The following is a 19,344-nucleotide window of genomic DNA, read 5'->3' as shown; positions in this document are numbered from 1 at the left end:
TCCCTCTCTCGCGACGCGCTGTGCTAGCACTGAAACAACAGCGACGGATTGTTCACGTGCGCTCGGCTCGCCATCCTAGACCCCATCATTGTTAACCGGAGCCAACAGCATGGCAAAATCCACCTTTTTCCGCGCCGCCGTTGAGGGAGCGACCAGTGACGGGCGCAGCATTTCACGGCAACACCTTATTGAAATGGCGGAAAGTTATAACCCGTCCTATCGCGGCGCACGTGCCAATCTGGAACACATCAAAAGCCTGTTACCGGATAGCCCGTTTCGTGCTTATGGCGATATCGTCGCAACAAAATATGAAGAAATTAGCGCCGGCCCGCTTAAAGGAAAAATCGCCTTACTGGTTCAGGTAGATGCGACCGAGGAACTGGTCAAACTGCGAGAAAATCGGCAAAAGGTGTACACCAGCATTGAATACGTGCTCAAATTCGCCGATACCGGTAAAGCTTACCTGACTGGCATCGCCTTCACCGACAACCCGGCATCCTTGGGCGCTGAAATGCTCACCTTCTGTGCTAACAGTCAACATAACCCGCTGGCATCACGTAAAAGCCAGGCAGAGGCGCTGTTTAGCGCAGCGGAAGAAATCACGCTGGAATTTGAAACCGAACAAAAACCGGCGCTGTTTCACAGCGTCAAAGCCCTGTTTGGCAAAAAACACCTCAGCGATGACGCACGTTTCACGGATATCCATCAGGCGGTCTCCCTGATAGCCGAGCATCAGCAACAGCTAGCCGAAAAATGTGCTCACTTAACAGCGCTAGAAAGCACTGTCACGGCATTACAGGCCGCGCATCAGACAACACAACAAAGCGTGACCACACTCACTGCCCAGTTAACTCACGCGGATCGCAGTACCCACTCACGCCCCCTGACCACGGGTGCCAACCCAACTCACCTGACGGATTGCTAACATGAAAAAACACACCCGCAGCCAATTTAACCAATATATTCATCAGGTCGTCACGCTCAACGGATTGGAAAACCCCGCCGATATCGCCGCAAAATTCACCGTCGAACCGTCGATTGCACAAAGACTGGAAGCCAAACAACAGGAAAGCAGCAGTTTTTTATCAAAAATCAACCTGTTTCCGGTGGATGAACAAACCGGCGAAAAAGTGGGCTTAGGGATTGAACGTCCGATCGCCAGTACCACGCAGACTAGCGAAAAAGAACGCAGCCCTGCCGATCCCACTAGCCTGGACAACCACCCCTACCGCTGCACACAAACCAACTTTGATACCGCTCTCAGCTATCAAAAGCTGGACATGTGGGCAAAATTCCCCCACTTTCAACCGCTGATCCGTGACACGCTGGTTAAACGGCAAGCCTTAGATCGCATCATGATTGGCTTTAACGGCATCAAACGGGAAGCCACCTCCAATGCGACCCAAAATCCGTTGTTGCAAGATGTCAATATCGGCTGGTTACAGCATATCCGCGCCCAGGCCGCCTCACAGGTGATGAATAAAATCATCAATGCACAAGGGGCGGTGACGTCAGACACCATCCGCATCGGTCAAGGCGGGGATTTTGCCAATCTGGATGCACTGGTGATGAATGCGGTCGATGAACTGATTGAAACATGGTTTCAGGATGATACCGAACTGGTGGTGATTTGCGGTCGTGCGTTATTGGCGGATAAATATTTTCCGATTATCAACCAGAACCAAGCCAACAGCGAAAGCCTGGCAGCCGATCTGATCATCAGCCAAAAACGGATCGGCGGCCTACCCGCTGTCCGCGCACCTTACTTCCCGGCTAACGCGCTGTTAATTACCCGTCTGGATAACCTGTCGATTTACTGGCAGGAAGGGACGCGCCGTCGCGCGATCATTGACAACCCGAAACGTGATCGGGTGGAAAATTTTGAATCAGTCAATGAAGCCTACGTGGTGGAAGATTACGGCTGCACCGCACTGATTGAAAATATCGTCATTGGCGACATCACGCCGCTTGCCGAGGATTAACACGCCATGAGCAATCCTGTCCGTCGCCATAAACAGTTTGTTGCTGCCCAGCAAGCGGCCTCATCGCGTGAGACGGCGGGACTGCGCCATGCCAGCACCTACGACTTATTGCTGTTTAAATTACAGCAGGATTTACTGCACCTAAAAAGCATTGCCTCGATCAGCCGCAAAGCTGAAGTCAAACGCAGCTTGTTACCGACCTACAGCCCGTGGGTAGCAGGCGTACTAGCTAACGGCACAGGCACGCAAGATGCGATCCTGATGCGCACGCTGATTTGGCAACTGGATGTCGGCGATCTCACCCGTGCCCTCGACATTGCTGACTACGCTATCAAACACGATCTGGCTACACCGGACAGTTTCCAGCGTTCCACGGCTTGTTTAATCGCCGAGGAAGTGGCGGCGCTAGCCAGCCGAACACTGCTCGAAAAACGCCCGCTTGATACTGTCCAATTGCTGCGGGCGCAACACCTTTTACACGGGCAAGACATGCCCGATCCGGTCAAAGCCCGTCTGCATAAAATGGTGGGCTATGCCCTGCGTCAAGATGGGAAATATGACCCCGCCTGTCTCCATTTAAAGCAGGCACTCACCCTGGACAGCCGCAGTGGGGTCAAAACCGACATCAAACAGCTTGAAAAATTACTTCATGCTGCTTAACCCTATGCCCAACGGCAGGGCGGCACGGGCAATTGACAGGACAAATGTATTGCTATCAATGCGCCCGTTCACCGCCCTTTTATTGAGAGAAAGTTAATGGTCAGCATTGCAATCAACCCAATGGGGGATGAAGCCGGGATAAAAACTGAACAATTCATCAAAAATAATGGGTTCTGGCCGGATCTCGATCTCCAGCACTACCGTGATGCCATGCGACAAGACGGCACACTCACTCCCGCGCGTTTACTTGAAGCGGCACACAGTGCCCTCAATGAAACCCATGATCGGCTTGCAGCATGGCGAAAAAAACAACAACAGGCGGGCTATCCCTCACTGGTTGAGGTGCCTGCGAAGCAGGTAGGCAATGAAAGTAGCTGCCTGCTCCTCTACCGCCGTGCTGTCTATTGCCTGATACAGGCCACAGTAACGGAACGGTTTCGCAGCGTTGATGCCACGGCCTCGGGCACGAAACGGGCAGAAGCACGGGAAGAGACGATTGATCACCTCCGCCGTGATGCGGCTTGGGCAATCCAGGACATACAAGGCTTCACTCGCACCACCATTGAGCTGATTTAACGTTAAACACGTTTAATCTTGAACACATTTAACCCTGAACCATTTTAATCTCGAACGCATTTAAACATGGAACCCATTAATCACTTTGAGCGACGGTCATGAAAATCTTTGCACAGCAAAACGACACGGTAGACGCCTTATGCTGGCGTTATTACCAGCGTACCGAGGGCGTGACGGAACAGATCTTTGCCTGTAACCCCGGACTCGCCGACGCGGGCGTTATCTTGCCGCACGGCTACAGTGTGGACATGCCCGATCCGACGCCTTCTCCCCTCAAACAACATCTCCAATTGTGGGACTGATGCTAGGGAAAACACCGCATGGACAGACACACTTCTTGGCTTTCTTATTCATCGGCGTGGCTGCTGACCTGTCTGGGTGCCTGGACATTACAGGACTGGGCAACGCTGATCGGCGTCGTGTTGGCAATGGGGACTTACCTCAATAACCGTTACTACAAACGGCGTGAAGATCAACGTCAACAGGAAATCCACGCACTCCAGCGCCAACAGCTGACTGAACACCAACGTACACAACGCACTCAAGGTGGTCAGAATGCGCCCACTCAGTAAAAAAATCCAGACCTTAATCGTAGCCGGTGCCAGTACTGCGATCCTGCTCGCACAATTCCTACAAGAGAAAGAAGGCAACCGACTCAGTGCCTATCAGGATGGCGCTAACGTGTGGACGATTTGCCGCGGTGCGACGCGGGTTGATGGGCAGCCGGTGAGACAAGGGCTGCAACTCAGTCGCGAAAAATGCGAGCAGGTTAACAAAATGGAGGTGGATAAGGCGATTGCCTGGGTAGAGCAGCATATCAAGGTGCCGCTAACCGACGTGCAGAAAGCCGGTATTGCCTCATTCTGCCCGTACAATATCGGTGCCGGTAAATGCACGGCGTCCACTTTTTATCGCAAACTCAATGCCGGTGACACCCTCGGAGCCTGTGCAGAAATTAAACGCTGGATCTTCGATGGTGGCAAAGACTGCCGTATTCGAGCCAATAACTGTGCGGGTCAGCCTCTCAGACGCGCACAGGAAAGTGTACTCAGCTGTTGGGGGTTAGATGCTTAATCGACTCGTTACCGGCGTACTGGTACTGATTTTTAGCGGATTACTCCTCACGGCTTTTTATTATCACGAAGAAACCGTAGAAAAGGATATCGCCATCAAAACAATCACCCAAGAGCGCGATACGGCCTTTTTCCTTATCCAGGCACTGGAAAAACAGCGCCAACAGCTCGCGGCCATTGACAGTCACTATACACAGGAATTAACCGATGCCAAAACTCAGCTGGCTGCCCTTGAACGTGATGTTAATGATAAGCACCGTAGGATGCAGCTCAACGCCACTTGCCCGAAACCCGTGCCCCACGCCGCCACCGCCGCCCGCCTGGATGATGGTACCCGCGCCAGACTTAACGACACCGCTATCAAACATTATTTCCATCTCCGAGAACGTATCAAAACCGCAACTCAGCAAATAGCGGGATTACAGGCTTACATTCAAACAGTGTGCTTAACTCACCCAGGATAACCCGCGATGTTAAAACCCACTTTGCTAAGAAAGGCACTGACAGATGCCGTGCCTTATCTCAAACAAAATCCCGATAGCTTGCATATTTTTATTGATCGGGGCGCTATTGTCTCCACATTGGCGTCGTCCTTGTCCTTTGAATACCAATACACCCTCAATCTGATCATCACCGATTATGCAGACGACGCCGATACCCTGTTTGTACCTATTTTACACTGGTTACGCACCCATCAGCCCGACATCATGGCGCAACATGCTACCCGCGCAGAAGGACTGACCTTTGAAGCCGATCATTTAAACAACAGCCTGCGTGATATCAGCATTAATCTCAGACTGACCGAACGGGTCATCGTCAAAGAAGAACAGGGCGTCTTACAGGTCACCCATCTGGATGAACCGCCTGACCCTGATACGACACACCGCCGTTATGAACTCTTTATCAAAGAGGAAAAAGTGGCACAATGGCAACAATAAATACCCGCGATCAGCTCAGCCAGGCACTCGCCAACCTGTTGAAGCAATTATCACCAGCCAGTAGGAAATCTTTCACGCGCCAGATAGCCAAAAAGCTACGGGAACGGCAAAAACAGCGCATCCAAGCACAACAGGAACCCGACGGTACCTCGTTTGCACCGCGCAAGAAAAAACGCCGTGACAAAAACGGACGTATTAAACGCAAAATGTTCAGCAAATTACGTACAGCCCGGTTTTTAAAGAGCCACAGTAACGCCCATGAAGCCATGGTGAGTTTTACGAGCCAAGTCACACAAGTAGCACGGGTGCATCATTATGGCCTGCAGGATAAAGTGACACGCAACGGCGTGACCGTGCGTTACGAAAGCCGCCCGTTACTGGGGTTGACTGACAGGGATATTGAAATGATCACTGATCTTGCGTTGGCGCATCTGGTGGGGTAGGGGGTATTGTATCTGAACAACAGGCAGTCACTGAATGAGATGCAAACTCCGTGCACCATTATACACAGCATCTGTCACCAAACGTCGATCAAAAGTAGCAAGTTGTCCGTTATGGGCACAAGCTAATGCTAAAAGATAACTATCAGTCAGTTGAGCTGAAGTTAGTAAGCGTGTCACATCCAGTTTTTCCGTATCCAATAAACTGATGTTGTCTGGCCAAAAACAGTGACCGGGCAATGAGCACAAGGTTGTCATCAATTCTGCGACCACTGCAGGTGTGCCTGGTGAATTTGGATACCGTTCATGCCCTACAATACGTAGTACACCATTTTCAGTTAACGGGCAGGTAGCCCAAGCTTGTTGCCCTTGTTTTTTAAACCAATTATGTGCAGCGTCATGTTGAATATGAGCAGGATCGATCAATGCTATTAGCACGTTGACATCAAGTAAAAACGTCATTACGGTAACTCGTCACGTAACTGGTTCACTAACTCTGGTGTCACTAACATCCCGTTACTACGTACTAACAACAGCGGAACACCATTACGTTTAGGGTAACTAGGTACATGGGTAGGTCGTAATGCTTGCCTAGCCAGTGAGGAAATCACTGCTCCCAAACTCTTATTTTGTCTTGCTGCTAGCCCCTTAGCTGCCGCAAGGATATCATCATCAATAGCCAGTGTTGTTCGCATATTCTCTCCCGCAAATAGCATCAATCATCACGCATCTTACATCAAATAGTCTTTTTTGTCATCGATATTCAAATCAACATGTAGTTCCTCCCCTGTCCCACTCCCCACACAACGCCAATAACATGCCCGAATATCGCACACGCGGCACACTGACGGCATGAAAACCTTCAATCATGCAGAATATCAACGCCTGCTGGCAAACCTGATCCGGATTGGCACGGTATCCGCCGTGGATACGGCCCAAGGACAATGCCGCGTAAAAACCGGTGAATTAGAAACCGACTGGCTAAACTGGCTCACGTTACGTGCAGGGCGTGTCAAAAGCTGGTCTGCACCCTCGGTGGGTGAACAAGTCCTGATCCTCAGTCTGGGTGGCGAACTGACCACCGCATTTGTTTTACCGGCGGTCTTTTCCGATGTTAACCCAGCGCCTTCGGTTTCAGCGGATGCGATCATGCTGACTTTCCCGGACGGTGCTCACTTTGCCTATGAGCCAAAAACCAGCCACTTAGTGCTAACAGGCATCAAAACTGCAACGATAACCGCCGCTAGTGCCATCACCCTGGATACCCCGGTTGTCACCTGCACACAACAGCTGATCACCGACCGCTTACAGGTTAATCAGGGTGGCAAAATCACCGGAGAATTCACCCACAGCGGGGGTAACCTGACCTCTAACGGTATCACCCTGCACCGCCATCAATACAGCGGGGTAAAAAGTGGCGGCAATAACAGTGGGAACCCCCGATGACGTACCTTGGTATGCACCGCCACAGTGGTCAAGCGATCAGCGACATCGCGCATATTCGCCAATCGATCAGTGACATTCTCATCACCCCACAAGGCTCACGGGTGATGCGCCGTGCTTACGGTTCGCTGCTCTCAACCCTGATCGACAGCCCGCAGAGTCCGGCACTGCGCCTCAGAATGATGGCCGCCATTTACAGTGCCTTATTACGTTGGGAAAACCGCCTCACCCTGAGCGCCATCGACATTACCTCTGATAGCAACGGTACGATGACAATCGACCTGTGCGGCCATCGCAGTGATACCGGGGTTCCTCTCAGGCTCTCCTTACCGATAGGAGGAAAATAATGCCTAACCTGGATTTAAGCTTACTGCCGGCCCCCCAGGTGGTAGAACCGCTGGATTTTGAAACGCTCCTCAAGCAGCGTAAAGCGCAGTTTATTGCCTTATCGCCCCCAGAACAGCAAGCGGCGATTAGCCAGACGCTCAACTATGAATCCGAGCCGATCACCAAACTACTGCAAGAAAACACCTACCGCGAATTACTATTACGCCAACGGATCAACGAAGCCGCGCAAGCCACCCTGTTGGCCTATGCCAAAGACGCCGATCTCGATCAGATTGGCGCCAACTACCAGGTTAAACGCTTAATCCTTCAAGCAGCCAATCCTGACGTTATCCCGCCGCTGGCGTTGATAACAGAAAATGACACCGATTTCCGCCTTCGCATTCAACAGGCCTTTGAAGGCTTAAGTGTTGCTGGTTCGACCGGTGCTTACGAATTTCACGCTCTCAGTGCCGATGGCCGTGTAGCCGATGCTTCCGCCATCAGTCCCTCGCCAGCTTGCGTGACCCTCACGGTATTATCCAGAGAAAACAACGGTATTGCTTCGGTAGACCTGCTAACACGGGTTAACAGCGCACTCAATGATGAAAACATCCGCCCCGTCGCTGATCGCCTCACCGTACAATCGGCAACCATTATTGATTACCGCATTGATGCCACGCTCACGCTCTACCCTAAACCGGAAGCCGAACCGATCCGCATGGCTGCCGAAAATCGTCTCACTGCCTATATCAGTACGCAACGTCGTTTAGGGCGTGATATCCGTTTGTCGGCGATTTATGGTGCCCTGCATGTCAAGGGGGTACAGCGGGTAGAACTGGCTGCCCCCTTACGTGATGTGATACTGGATAAAACCCAGGCCGCCTGGTGCACAGGTTATAGCTTGAAAATAGACGGCTGTGATGAATAGCTGTCTGAGATGGGTCAGTTTTTCTTCTTTAACGAGGAGACATTAATGAATAACCATTTGTTGCCAGTGGGTTCCTCGGCATTAGAAATCGCAGCCGCTCACGCCTGTGCGGGCTTGAGTGAGATACCGCTTCCCCTGCGCCAATTGTGGGATGCAGATAACTGCCCGCTCGCGTTGCTCCCTTATCTGGCGTGGGCATGGTCAGTGGATCGCTGGGATGAAAGCTGGTCAGAGGCGACCAAACGGGCGGTGATTAAAACCGCCTTTTATGTGCATAAACACAAAGGGACGATTGCAGCACTGCGCCGTATGGTTGAACCGCTCGGCACCCTGATACGGGTTATCGAGTGGTGGCAAACTAACGACCCCCCTGGGACGTTTCGACTGGATATCGGGGTCATCGAAACCGGTATCACCGAAGCCATGTATGTCGAGCTGGAACGCCTGATTGAGCAGGCTAAACCCTGTAGCCGCCATCTGATTGGCCTGTCCATCAATCTGGATACACAGGGTTCAGCCTGTGTCGGTGCTGCCTGCTATGAGGGTGATGAACTCACCGTCTATCCCTATTTCCCTGAAACGATTACCGTCACCGGCACCGCGTATCACGGCGCTGCCGTCCATGTCATTGACAATCTGAGTATCACCTCATGAACGAAAAATTTTATGCCTTACTGACCCATCAAGGTGCGGCAAAACTGGCCAATGCCACCGCACTGGGAACCCAGCTGAAAATCACACAGATGGCGGTCGGTGACGGTGGCGGCAGCTTACCCACGCCCGACGCCAGCCAGACCCGGCTTATCGGTGAACGCCGCCGCGCGGCACTGAACTCACTGAGCCTCGATCCCATCAATACCAGCCAACTGATTGCAGAACAGGTGATCCCTGAAAAAGAAGGCGGATGGTGGATACGTGAAATCGGCCTGTTTGACAGCGACGACACCCTTATCGCGCTGGCTAACTGCCCTGAAACCTACAAACCGCAACTCCAGCAAGGCAGCGGTCGCATACAAACCTTGCGCATGATACTGATTGTCAGCAGTACGGCAGCAGTCACACTGAAAATTGATCCGGCAGTGGTATTGGCAACCCGTCAATACGTTGATGACAAGGTAATTGAAGTCAAAGTGTATGCGGATAAATTACTCTCAGCCCATGAAAAATCCCGCAATCACCCCGATGCGAGTAAAACAGAAAAAGGCTTTGTCACCCTCAGCAGCGCCACTGACAGTGACAGTGAAACCGTCGCCGCGACGCCCAAAGCCGTAAAAACCGCGTACCAATTAGCCCGCGATGCGAATAACAATGCCAATAGCAAACTGGCAAAAGAACAAAATGGGGCGGATATTCTCAACAAGCCCCTGTTTATCAAAAATCTGGGTTTAACCGCTGCCGCTAGCATGCCTGTTGGCACCACGGCCAACACGCTAATGAAAGGCGATGATATGCGGGTCGTGAGACTAGACAATTGGCAAAAAACCGTCAAGGCCAAAGACCTTGAAGGCGAGTCGCGTTACACGACTAAAATTGATTTTACTGGCCTGAGTACCGAGCGCTATTACCCCGTGTGGTGGCAAAACCCAGCGAATGCCGGCGCAAACAGTTGGCTGACAATCCATCGGCCTTATCATTATGATGGGCATAAAACCCCGTTTGGGGAAGGTGTGACACATTTGGCGGGATTATTGGTGCAACTAGAAGGGGGAGATTGTGGTTGGGGCGGAGATGCCCATTATTTGACCATCAAACGCCTTCAGCAAAGGTATCGTAAAACGGTCAAAGCCATTCGTTTCCACATGCTCAGTGTGGCTCGCCCTATGGAGGGAAACTATCCCCTTCATGCAGGTTATACCGCAGGTGCTGTTGCTGACTGTCCGACACGTAGTGGCTGTTACTTGCGCGGGGGATTGACCTATTTTGTGACCAGCAATTTTGGTGGGATTTTTTCTTCTCGTGAAGAGGGAAAAGTCGAGATGTCGCGCCATACTACTGCGGGTGGTGGCAAAACCAAGACCAAAGTTGAAGATGCTGTTCATATTGGTGTGGCCTTTGAAGTCAGATATATGGCGAAATCTTTCGCTGCCAGCGATCCGAATTTGGGTGATGACTATGAAGATGCCACCTTGCCATACTCATTGGACTACGACAAACGCTACGAAGCCAAAAAAGGAAGTTAACCGATGAACGAACCGCTCTATCTTGAAACACTCACCGATAAAAATGGCTATCAATACGTCAATGTTCCCGCCGATCCGTATCAACTGACCGAAATGGGTTTTAGCTGGCCGGAAGCGATGGCGCTGCATCAACAGGCGTTGACTGCCCGGCAAACGAAAGCTTGTGCTGAAAAGCGCCGTTATTTACTTAGAGAAGCGACGACGAGAATCGCGCCCCTGCAAGATGCGCTGGAGTTAGGGATTGCTACTGAGGATGAAATAACAGCGCTTAACGCCTGGAAACACTATCGCGTGGCGCTAAATCGCCTGGATACCACGACGGCAGAGAGTGAGTGGCCTGTCGTGATAGAGTAGTTTTCACTTAATTATTATTAATCATAATTATAGTAGAAGCGATATAAATTGATTGTAGTAATTCACATTAATACATTGGTATAAAATAGTTTTTATAAATAAAATCAGGTAATCTCCCGGCTTTGCCGGGGGATATTCACTAAATGCCACCATGCTATATCGCCCCTGCTATATGATGGGCAGCATGTGTGAGTACTTTATCTACTATCTAGAGCAAAAAAATAAAAATCCTAAGTGACTACCGATTTACACACTGGAGTCGCTTGAATTCGTTACGTTACTCCAGCCTGCTGAGTGGAATGGTTCATTTAATTACATTGTTGTTTGTTGAAATCTATGAGGACATTTTTTAAATCACTTCTAATGATGTAATAGTTATTACTATGGGTGATAGGGATCAGACATTTTTTATTAACGATCATTTCTCTTTCCTCACCTACTACATAATGTCCTAGGGGTATTATACCATTGAGTTCTAATAACCGACCTCCCCAATTCCATCCGTTTGACATATAAACATGTATTATTTTACCAAGAAATGGAAAATTTTTTTTAGCAAGCAATGCCTCAGGTGATTGAGGTGAACTCCCGTCAACAGTTATCTTTTGATTTTTAATTTCAAGTCTACTAAAAATAGCACTTGCCATATTTAATTCGTACTTATTCTGTGATAACAAAGCATTCGAGTAAGTAGACATTATGGGTAATGCTGTAATGAAAATAAAAACACCGATATATGTGCATGTTTTTTCTGATAGTCTCGAAATGAAAATTAAAAATCCATATATAACAAATGGGATGCCAATAAACACCCTTGCTGTCCACCATGTAGAAGCAAGAAGTACGGGAATTAATATGCTTGTAACTGGTAGTGTCAATAGTAATAATATTGACATTATTTTATTTTTAATTTTTGCCTGTGAACAGGAAAAGAAAATAACAGACAAAGATGTTAATAAAAATAATCCATATATATGGAATTTTAATATTCCATTGTTTAATATCGACAGGGTATTGATTGCTTTTATTATATTATTTTTTATTAATTCAAACGGGTACTCTGTAGAAAAAACTAAAGTATTTCTGTTTCCAAATTCTATTGAAAATAATGTCTCAATTATTTTAAATGCCAAAATAAAAATAAAAAAACTTGTTATTGATAAAAATATATTTCTAATAACTTCTGAGAATTTATTATCGATAGAATCCCGCATTGATCTAATGATACATAGCATAGGGTAGATTATAATAGAAGCCTGATATGTTAGTATTGAAATTAACAGTCCTATTACTGACAAGGATATAAATAAATATATATTTTTACTAAATAAAAACGGAAAAATACAGGCTATTACTGATATTGACATGGGTAGGGAATCATAACGATATGACAGGTTCTCCAAGATAAATGGGCTAACCAAAAGAATTAAAGAACATATTTTTATTTTTGCGTGGTTTTCTATTCCTGATATTTTGCAAGTTAGATACCCTGAAGCTGTAAATATAAGTGCCGCTAGAATATTGGTATAAGGAAATAAATTGGTTATATCAGTGCCAAGAGAAATGATTTCCATCAGTGAAGTTGCTAGAATTCTCCCATCACCATCCCAACCATACCCGCGCATAGCTCTGCTCATGTCATCAATGTAATATACATTTGATATAATTAATGGAAATATGTATGTCAATGTGAGCACTGTATAAAAAATAATATTTTTACTATCCTTCATTTTACTTCTTCACCTTTTTCAATGCTTTCTATTATATAACGTGGTCTATTTTTACTTTCTAGGTAAATTCTACCAATATACTCACCAAGCATCCCGATACCAATGAGTTGAATACCACCGAGGAAAAGAATGGCTGTCATAAGAGAAGGATATCCAGGCACTGGATTTCCCCATATGATCTTATCAAGCACCATCCATACTGAATAAATAAAAGCAAATCCAGATACCCAGAATCCTAGGTATGTCCAAATACGCAGTGGGAAAGTTGAGAATGAAGTGATCCCTTCTAAAGCAAGGTTCCATAGTTTCCAACCATTAAACTTACTTACACCAGCAATACGTTCCGCTCGGCTATACTCTACAATTTCCGTTCTGAAACCAACCCAACTCAATATGCCTTTCATGAATAGATTCCGTTCTGGGAGACGTGTAATTTCTTTAACTACTTTACGAGACATTAAACGAAAATCGCCTACGTTCTCTTCTATTTTTGGGTGAGATATTTTGTTGTGTAATTTATAAAACATTTCAGCACTACGACGTTTGAAATAGCCATCTGTGTGGCGTTCGGTTCTCTTAGCCAACACAACATCAGCACCGCTCTCCCATTTTTTAATCAGCATAGGGATAACATCAAGGGGATCTTGTAAGTCAACATCAATAGGGATAACTGCATCCCCGGTTGCATATTCAAGCCCTGCAAAAAGAGCGGCTTCCTTACCAAAATTTCGTGAGAAGTTAACGAGAGTGACGAGTGGATCAGTGACTAATAACATACCAGCAACGTAGGAAGTTTTATCCTGGCTACCGTCATTAATAAATATAATTTCAATTTCATATTGAGCCAAAGGCTTAAAATTACGTACTGCCTGATAGAACAGTGGGATTGTATCTTCTTCATTGAAGACAGGAACCACCAAAGATATCTTCATTTTTTACTCCTAAAAACAATGAATTTAGAATAGAAAAATCCACAAATTAAACTAACAACAGAAAAGCTGATGAGGGTGAATAGAGGGGGTAGGTTTAGTTTGTCTGCAGTAGTACCTACAGCGATACTCATGGTACCCATAGAGGCTATGTAAATCATGTAACGGGTAATTGTAGCTTCAGCGTTGAATGTATAACGCGCGTTAGCAAAGAAGGAAAAAGTTACCGCCGAACAGAACGCGCCAAGGTTACTTAATGCTTGTTCGATGTGTGCTACAAAATGAAGAAAAAAGAAAATAAGCTAATGGAGTATAGTGTTAACTATGCCAACTAATCCGTAGCGGGTGAATAATTTCAACATGTAAAGTATTTTTATAGAAGAAAGAACGGTGATCTTAGCTCTATTCAATTCAAAAGGATATCCCTGTAGCATTCTACTGTCGTTTCATATAGTAGTCGCCATATAAGTTGATTATGAAATTTAACGATAACATATTAATATTAAATACTATTTATTAAAGAAAGCGATTACGTTACATGGCGCCTGCTATGAATACAGCTGCGTGATACTTGGGTAGTTCCATAAAAGATTGTTCCCTCCCTCACACAAGGTCACTCCCCTGCAAACCACAGCAAAACCCCTCACACTAGCGGAAATCGTAACCGGAGATCCGCCCCATGGCGCAAGCTTATCATCACGGTGTCAGTGTGCAGGAAATCAACCAAGGCACCCGCACCGTCACCCCTATTAGCACCGCGATTGTCGGCATGGTCTGTACCGCTGACGATGCCGATGCAAAAACTTTCCCACTGAATACCCCGATCCTGCTCACCGATGTCCTCACCGCCAGTGGCAAAGCCGGTGAAACCGGCACCTTAGCCCGAGCATTGGAGGCCATCAGTGATCAAACTCAGCCACTCACTGTGGTGGTTCGTGTCGCACAGGGGGACAATGAAGCCGAAACGACTTCGAATATCATCGGAGGCAGCACCCCTGAGGGGCGCAAAACCGGCCTCAACGCCTTGCTCGCCGCCCAAGGCCAATGTGGGGTGACACCGCGTATTTTAGGCGTTCCGGGTCATGACACCCAGGCCGTTGCCAGCGAACTGGTTGCCCTTGCCCAACGCTTGCGAGGGTTCGCTTACCTCAGTGCTTACGGCTGTAAAACCAAAGAAGAGGCCATCCATTACCGCAAAAATTTCAGCCAACGTGAAGCTATGCTGATTTGGTCTGATTTTCTCAGCTGGGACAGCGTCACCCACGCGGAAACCACCGCCTTTGCTACCGCGCGTGCGCTCGGGCTGCGAGCAAAAATCGACCAGCAAACCGGTTGGCACAAAACGCTTTCTAACGTCGGTATCAACGGTGTCACCGGCATTTCTGCCGATGTCTATTGGGATTTACAAAACAGCGCGACCGATGCCAATCTCTTGAATCAGCATGCCGTTACCACGCTGATCCGCAAAGACGGCTACCGCTTTTGGGGGTCACGTACCTGCTCTGATGACCCGCTGTTTCAGTTTGAAAATTACACCCGCACGGCACAGGTGCTGGCCGATACCTTAGCGGATGCACACCTGTGGGCAGTAGACAAACCGATACATCCCTCATTAATCAAGGATATCGTGGAAAGCATCAGCGCCACCTTTCGCACACTGAAATCAGCGGGTCATCTTATCGACGGTAGCTGCTGGTTCGATGAAACCCGCAACGACAAAGACGCCCTTAAGGCCGGAAAACTGGTGATTGATTACGACTACACACCGGTGCCCCCACTGGAAAATCTGCTGCTCCGTCAACGCATTACTGATCGTTATCTTATCAATCTGGCACAACAGGGCACTTAAGGGGGGGGACACTATGGCATTACCACGCAAACTCAAATATTTCAACCTGTTTAACGACGGCGATAATTATCAAGGCGTTGTTGAATCGATCACCTTGCCCAAACTGGTACGCAAACTGGAAGACTACCGTGGTGGTGGCATGAACGGCAGCGCTAAAATTGATTTAGGGCTGGAAGAAGGCGCAATCGACATGGAGTGGACAATTGGTGGTGTTGAAGCCCAGCTTTACCGACAATGGGGCAGTGCTAAAATCGACGGCGTGCAACTGCGCTTCGCCGGTTCATTGCAACGCGATGATAGCGGTGACATCACATCCATCGAGATAGTGACGCGCGGGCGTCATCAGGAAATTGACAGCGGTGACTACAAACAGGGCGATAACTCACAGACCAAGATTTCATCAAAAAACACCTACTACAAATTGACGATAAATAACGAGGTGATTGTCGAAATTGACACCCTCAATATGATTGAAATCTCGAATGGCAACGATTTATTGCAAGAACACCGACGGGCAATCGGTCTGTAAATCGGGGTTTGCCTCGCACGGCAAACACATTCTTAAAGGGCGTTACATTGCAGTCTGCGAACCTGATCGCATTTCTGTTTATTTCTGGAGCAAAACATGAGCAAACCCACGGCAACACAAAACAACGATGTTATTATCACCACATCGGAAGAAAATAAAACCGCAGCCACCGTGACACTGGATACCCCGCTGGTCAGAGGGGAGAGCACACTCAATGACATCACGGTGCGTAAACCCTTGGCAGGTGCCTTACGCGGGGCAAAAATTCAGGCGTTACTTGAAACCGATGTCGATGCACTGATGATCGTCTTACCACGAGTAACCACACCGTCACTCACACACAGTGACATCATGGCACTCGACCCGGGGGATTTGTATCGCCTCAGTGTTGAACTGATTTATTTTTTGTTACCGAAGTCGGTGAAATCCAGTTTCCCGCCCGATTAACGGTAGAAGATTTAATGGCCGACATTGCGATGCTTTTTCACTGGCCGCCGTCCGTCATGGGTAGCATGACATTAACCGAATTATTCGATTGGCGTGAGAAAGCCATTATTCGCAGTGGTGCAAAAGATGAGTGACAAAAACCTCAGATTACAGGTGGTGATGAGTGCGGTAGACAAAGTAACCCGCCCGCTCAAAACGATGCAGGCCAGTCATCACAAGCTGGCCGCAGCGGTGAAATCCTCGCGCGATGCCCTGGGGCGGTTAAATGCGGCAGGAAGCAAACTCACCGCCTTTCATGCGCTGCAAGGCTCGCTGAAAAAAGTGTCCACTGAATTAGGCAGCGCCCGTCTCAACGCCCAGCTGATGACGCGGGACATGTCAGGGTTAACCTCGCCGACGAAAAAACAGACCAAAGCCTTAGACGCACAATGGAAAGCCGTCAGTCAGCTAGAACAGAAGCAACGCAGTGAAACCCAACAGTTACAGCAATTACGGGCTGAACTCCACCGCATGGGGATATCCGCAAAAGACAGTGCCGGGGCGACAGCGCGTATCAGCAGAGAAACGGACCGTTACACGCAACGTTTACAACAACAGACACGCCGACTCAAACAGGCGGCAGACCAGCAACAACGGCTGACAGCCGCCAAAGCCCGTTACAATAGGCTGCGTGACACCCGTCATCGACTGGTAGGCGCGGGCGTGGCGGCAACGGGAGCCGGCATCGCGATGGGCCTGCCGGTGCTGGCTACGGTAAAACGCTACCGTGATATTGAAGATGCGATGAAAGGGGTTGCCAAACAGGTCAGTGGCTTACGTGACGACAACGGCCAGCGTACTTTACGGTTCCATGAGCTGCAAAAGGCCATCAAAGACACAGCAGAACAGCAACCGATGGAACAGGGTGCCGTTGATTTTGCCGCGTTGGTGGAAGGGGGTGCCCGCATGGGCGTCACGCAGGGTAGCGCCTCATGGCAAGAGCAAAAAGATAACCTGCTCAATTTTGCCTGCACAGCCGCCAAAGCGTTTGAATTACCGGCCGGTGAACTGGCAGAAGACCTGGGAAAAATCGCCGGATTGTATAAAATTCCGATCAAAAACATTGAAGCCTTGGGCGATACCCTCAATTTTTTGGATGATAACACCCAATCTAAAGGGGCAGACATCATCGATGTGCTCAAACGGATGGGCGATGTGGCCGATAAAATGGATTTCAGGCAAGCCGCTGCCTTGGGTTCCGCTTTCTTGTCGCTGGGTGCCACCCCCGAAATTGCCGCCAGCGCCAGCAAAGCGATGGTGCGTGAACTAGGGATAGCCACCATCAAAGCCAAAGACTTTCAAGAGGCGATTGACCGCCTGGGCCTCGACGGGAAGGCGCTGCAACGGGGTATTGCTTATGATGCGGTGGGTACCTTGCAAACAGTGTTGGCTAAAATCACAACACTGCCCAAAGACCAGCAATTAGTTAATATGACGCAGATTTTTGGTAAACAGTTTGGCGATGATGCCACCAAACTGGGGCTCAATATTGAAGAATTCAGCCGCCAGCTCGCCCTCACCCGCAGTCAAAAAGCGACCGGTTCCATGCAACGGGAATCGGAGATTGACAAAGACTCACTCTCTGCACAATGGCTGCTGCTCAAAACCAGCGCACATAACACCTTCAGCAGTCTGGGCGAAACCCTGCGCAGTCCACTGCTGGGCATCATAGCGAAAATGAAAGCCGTCACCCGCAAAATACGCGATTGGGTAGAAGCCAATCCGAAACTGGCCGCCACCCTCATGAAAATCGCCACTGTGCTGGCCGTGTTCACCGTCGGTGTTGCGACGCTGGCCTTATCGGTGGCAGCCTTGTTAGCCCCGCTGGCAGTGTTAAAATTAACCTTTTCCGTACTGGGGATACGACTGTTACCCGTGTTATCTCATGGATTACACAAAACAGGCCAGCGGGTTGCCTGGCTGGCGCGTTCCTCGTTGCCATTACTGCAAACCGGTCTACGTCTACTCTCTGCTGCGCTAATAGGGTTACTGAGTCCGATGGGACTCGTTATAGCAGCGATAGCGGGCACGGCACTCACCTTAACCCGTTACTGGCAGCCGATGACGGCATTCTTACGTGGACGGGTCGAAGGATTTAGGCAAGCCGTCGCGCCGATTAAAGAGGCGTTTGCTCCATTACAACCGCTATTTGACTGGCTGACAGAAAAAATCAGGGCGCTGTTTGGCGGGTTGAGCGAGCTGCTCAGTCCAATCACCGCCAGTGCGCAAGCATTGGATACGGCGGCTGCCAAGGGGGAAAAATTTGGCGACGCTTTAGCCGCAGGTATCACGCTCGCTCTGACGCCGCTCAAACGGTTAAGGGAAGGTGTGTCATGGTTACTGGAAAAATTGGGCGTGATTGAAGCCAAATCCACAAAATTACCCCAGATAGCGGCCACACAACCCGTACGGCCTCGCCCTCATTACACCGCCCCGCTTTACCAATCGTATAAAGGGAGCTACACAGGACAATACGACACAGGGGGTCATATTCCACGGGGAAAATGGGGTATTGTCGGTGAGAAAGGGGCAGAAATCGTCTCCGGTTCTGCGCACATCACCAGCCGTAAAAAAACCGCTGCGTTGGCGGCAACAGCTAGCATGATGTTAACCGGCTATCAGGCCACCGCAGCACCGCTACACCCCCAAAGCTTACCGGCGACACAGTATCGCACCCACTCGGTTACTGATGCCACTTACCATCAAACCACACCGGTATCGATTCATGCCCCGATCCAGATCATCACCCAGCCCAACCACAGCCCACAGGATATCGCGCGGGAAGTCACCCGTCAGCTAGATGCCCGAGAGCGCCGAGCCAGAGCACAAGTCAACAGCCTCTACCAGGATAATGATTAAGGAAACAGCAACATGATGATGGCATTAGGGATGTTTGTCTTTATGTTAAAATGTAGTAGCT

General features: G+C 49.0%; 25 protein-coding genes and 2 pseudogenes. 21 read left to right on the top strand and 6 right to left on the bottom strand.

Going from position 1 to position 19,344, the window contains the following annotated elements; genetic code table 11:
* The first annotated feature begins 109 nt into the window (after positions 1 to 109).
* From AAHH42_RS02260 to AAHH42_RS02215, 10 genes are all read left to right on the top strand, one after another.
* Positions 110 to 925 carry a GPO family capsid scaffolding protein gene (locus tag AAHH42_RS02260; protein ID WP_342221254.1) on the top strand — a complete coding sequence of 272 codons (816 nt, stop codon included), beginning with the start codon at positions 110 to 112 and terminating at the stop codon, positions 923 to 925.
* 1 nt (position 926) lies between these two features.
* The gene (locus AAHH42_RS02255) at positions 927 to 1,982 is read left to right on the top strand and encodes a phage major capsid protein, P2 family (RefSeq protein WP_342221255.1); all 1,056 of its coding nucleotides are present in this window, start codon (positions 927 to 929) and stop codon (positions 1,980 to 1,982) included.
* Positions 1,983 to 1,988: 6 nt separating this feature from the next.
* The gene (gene gpM / locus AAHH42_RS02250; RefSeq protein WP_342221256.1) at positions 1,989 to 2,642 is read left to right on the top strand and encodes a phage terminase small subunit; all 654 of its coding nucleotides are present in this window, start codon (positions 1,989 to 1,991) and stop codon (positions 2,640 to 2,642) included.
* Positions 2,643 to 2,738: 96 nt separating this feature from the next.
* Positions 2,739 to 3,218: a head completion/stabilization protein gene (locus tag AAHH42_RS02245; RefSeq protein ID WP_342221257.1), complete on the top strand. Its 480-nt coding sequence runs from the start codon at positions 2,739 to 2,741 to the stop codon at positions 3,216 to 3,218.
* A 98-nt stretch (positions 3,219 to 3,316) separates the two neighbouring features.
* Positions 3,317 to 3,520: a tail protein X gene (locus AAHH42_RS02240; RefSeq protein ID WP_342221259.1), complete on the top strand. Its 204-nt coding sequence runs from the start codon at positions 3,317 to 3,319 to the stop codon at positions 3,518 to 3,520.
* 18 nt (positions 3,521 to 3,538) lie between these two features.
* On the top strand, positions 3,539 to 3,790 hold the full coding sequence (locus AAHH42_RS02235) for an HP1 family phage holin (protein WP_342221260.1): 252 nt from the start codon (positions 3,539 to 3,541) through the stop codon (positions 3,788 to 3,790).
* Positions 3,774 to 4,292: a lysozyme gene (locus tag AAHH42_RS02230; protein WP_119797042.1), complete on the top strand. Its 519-nt coding sequence runs from the start codon at positions 3,774 to 3,776 to the stop codon at positions 4,290 to 4,292. The genes AAHH42_RS02235 and AAHH42_RS02230 overlap by 17 nt, the downstream gene beginning before the upstream one ends.
* On the top strand, positions 4,285 to 4,755 hold the full coding sequence (locus AAHH42_RS02225) for a lysis protein (RefSeq protein ID WP_342221596.1): 471 nt from the start codon (positions 4,285 to 4,287) through the stop codon (positions 4,753 to 4,755). The genes AAHH42_RS02230 and AAHH42_RS02225 overlap by 8 nt, the downstream gene beginning before the upstream one ends.
* Positions 4,756 to 4,761: 6 nt before the next feature.
* Entirely contained in the window at positions 4,762 to 5,229 is a 468-nt protein-coding gene (locus AAHH42_RS02220; protein ID WP_342221595.1) for a phage tail protein, read from the top strand.
* Positions 5,217 to 5,672 carry a phage virion morphogenesis protein gene (locus AAHH42_RS02215; protein WP_342221594.1) on the top strand — a complete coding sequence of 152 codons (456 nt, stop codon included), beginning with the start codon at positions 5,217 to 5,219 and terminating at the stop codon, positions 5,670 to 5,672. Before AAHH42_RS02220 ends, AAHH42_RS02215 begins: the two co-directional genes overlap by 13 nt.
* A gap of 27 nt (positions 5,673 to 5,699) precedes the next feature.
* On the opposite strand, the gene AAHH42_RS02210 is transcribed toward AAHH42_RS02215, so the two are convergent.
* The gene (locus AAHH42_RS02210) at positions 5,700 to 6,131 is read right to left on the bottom strand and encodes a TA system VapC family ribonuclease toxin (protein ID WP_342221593.1); all 432 of its coding nucleotides are present in this window, start codon (positions 6,129 to 6,131) and stop codon (positions 5,700 to 5,702) included.
* Positions 6,131 to 6,364, bottom strand: coding sequence for a CopG family transcriptional regulator (locus AAHH42_RS02205; protein WP_119797039.1), 234 nt, complete (start codon positions 6,362 to 6,364; stop codon positions 6,131 to 6,133). Before AAHH42_RS02205 ends, AAHH42_RS02210 begins: the two co-directional genes overlap by 1 nt.
* A gap of 157 nt (positions 6,365 to 6,521) precedes the next feature.
* On the opposite strand from AAHH42_RS02205, the gene AAHH42_RS02200 reads away from it, so the two are divergent.
* From AAHH42_RS02200 to AAHH42_RS14705, 6 genes are read left to right on the top strand one after another with little or no spacing between them, the layout of a single operon-like run.
* Positions 6,522 to 7,115, top strand: coding sequence for a phage baseplate assembly protein V (locus tag AAHH42_RS02200; RefSeq protein WP_342221592.1), 594 nt, complete (start codon positions 6,522 to 6,524; stop codon positions 7,113 to 7,115).
* Positions 7,112 to 7,459, top strand: a complete 348-nt coding sequence (locus tag AAHH42_RS02195; protein WP_342221591.1) for a GPW/gp25 family protein — start codon at positions 7,112 to 7,114, stop codon at positions 7,457 to 7,459. Before AAHH42_RS02200 ends, AAHH42_RS02195 begins: the two co-directional genes overlap by 4 nt.
* Entirely contained in the window at positions 7,459 to 8,367 is a 909-nt protein-coding gene (locus tag AAHH42_RS02190) for a baseplate assembly protein (RefSeq protein WP_342221266.1), read from the top strand. Before AAHH42_RS02195 ends, AAHH42_RS02190 begins: the two co-directional genes overlap by 1 nt.
* A gap of 45 nt (positions 8,368 to 8,412) precedes the next feature.
* Positions 8,413 to 9,021, top strand: coding sequence for a phage tail protein I (locus AAHH42_RS02185; protein ID WP_119797036.1), 609 nt, complete (start codon positions 8,413 to 8,415; stop codon positions 9,019 to 9,021).
* Positions 9,018 to 10,547, top strand: a complete 1,530-nt coding sequence (locus AAHH42_RS02180; RefSeq protein WP_342221590.1) for a phage tail protein — start codon at positions 9,018 to 9,020, stop codon at positions 10,545 to 10,547. Before AAHH42_RS02185 ends, AAHH42_RS02180 begins: the two co-directional genes overlap by 4 nt.
* A 3-nt stretch (positions 10,548 to 10,550) precedes the next feature.
* On the top strand, positions 10,551 to 10,901 hold the full coding sequence (locus AAHH42_RS14705; RefSeq protein WP_425286309.1) for a tail fiber assembly protein: 351 nt from the start codon (positions 10,551 to 10,553) through the stop codon (positions 10,899 to 10,901).
* 308 nt (positions 10,902 to 11,209) lie between these two features.
* Here the strand turns inward: AAHH42_RS14705 and AAHH42_RS02170 are convergent, their stop codons facing one another.
* The 4 genes and pseudogenes from AAHH42_RS02170 to AAHH42_RS02155 all read right to left on the bottom strand — a co-directional run bounded on the left by AAHH42_RS02170 (position 11,210) and on the right by AAHH42_RS02155 (position 13,922).
* Positions 11,210 to 11,548, bottom strand: a complete 339-nt coding sequence (locus AAHH42_RS02170; protein WP_342222100.1) for a hypothetical protein — start codon at positions 11,546 to 11,548, stop codon at positions 11,210 to 11,212.
* Positions 11,549 to 11,734: 186 nt separating this feature from the next.
* Positions 11,735 to 12,526: pseudogene (locus AAHH42_RS02165) on the bottom strand (glucosyltransferase domain-containing protein); the annotation flags it as partial.
* A 101-nt stretch (positions 12,527 to 12,627) separates the two neighbouring features.
* Positions 12,628 to 13,563, bottom strand: coding sequence for a glycosyltransferase family 2 protein (locus AAHH42_RS02160; protein ID WP_342221589.1), 936 nt, complete (start codon positions 13,561 to 13,563; stop codon positions 12,628 to 12,630).
* Positions 13,560 to 13,922 (bottom strand): annotated as a pseudogene (locus tag AAHH42_RS02155) (GtrA family protein). The gene AAHH42_RS02160 and the pseudogene AAHH42_RS02155 overlap by 4 nt, the downstream one beginning before the upstream one ends.
* 317 nt (positions 13,923 to 14,239) lie before the next feature.
* Between AAHH42_RS02155 and AAHH42_RS02150 the strand changes: the two are divergent.
* The 5 genes from AAHH42_RS02150 (at position 14,240) to AAHH42_RS02130 (ending at position 19,283) form a co-directional block, all read left to right on the top strand.
* Positions 14,240 to 15,409 (top strand): phage tail sheath protein, encoded by a 1,170-nt coding sequence (locus AAHH42_RS02150; protein WP_342221335.1) that lies wholly within the window; start codon positions 14,240 to 14,242, stop codon positions 15,407 to 15,409.
* Between the two features lie 13 nt (positions 15,410 to 15,422).
* On the top strand, positions 15,423 to 15,938 hold the full coding sequence (locus AAHH42_RS02145) for a phage major tail tube protein (RefSeq protein ID WP_119797556.1): 516 nt from the start codon (positions 15,423 to 15,425) through the stop codon (positions 15,936 to 15,938).
* Positions 15,939 to 16,034: 96 nt separating this feature from the next.
* Positions 16,035 to 16,385 carry a phage tail assembly protein gene (locus AAHH42_RS02140; protein WP_342221588.1) on the top strand — a complete coding sequence of 117 codons (351 nt, stop codon included), beginning with the start codon at positions 16,035 to 16,037 and terminating at the stop codon, positions 16,383 to 16,385.
* Between the two features lie 14 nt (positions 16,386 to 16,399).
* Positions 16,400 to 16,519 carry a GpE family phage tail protein gene (locus tag AAHH42_RS02135; RefSeq protein WP_342221587.1) on the top strand — a complete coding sequence of 40 codons (120 nt, stop codon included), beginning with the start codon at positions 16,400 to 16,402 and terminating at the stop codon, positions 16,517 to 16,519.
* Complete coding sequence (locus AAHH42_RS02130; RefSeq protein ID WP_342221586.1) at positions 16,512 to 19,283, top strand: phage tail tape measure protein; 2,772 nt, start codon at positions 16,512 to 16,514, stop codon at positions 19,281 to 19,283. Before AAHH42_RS02135 ends, AAHH42_RS02130 begins: the two co-directional genes overlap by 8 nt.
* The last annotated feature ends 61 nt before the right edge of the window (positions 19,284 to 19,344 follow it).

Origin of the sequence: Candidatus Fukatsuia endosymbiont of Tuberolachnus salignus (assembly GCF_964030845.1) — a bacterium.
GTDB lineage: Bacteria > Pseudomonadota > Gammaproteobacteria > Enterobacterales > Enterobacteriaceae > Fukatsuia > Fukatsuia symbiotica.
The sequence above is the reverse complement of the archived record's forward strand: the minus strand, read 5'-3'. Positions and strand labels throughout refer to the sequence as shown.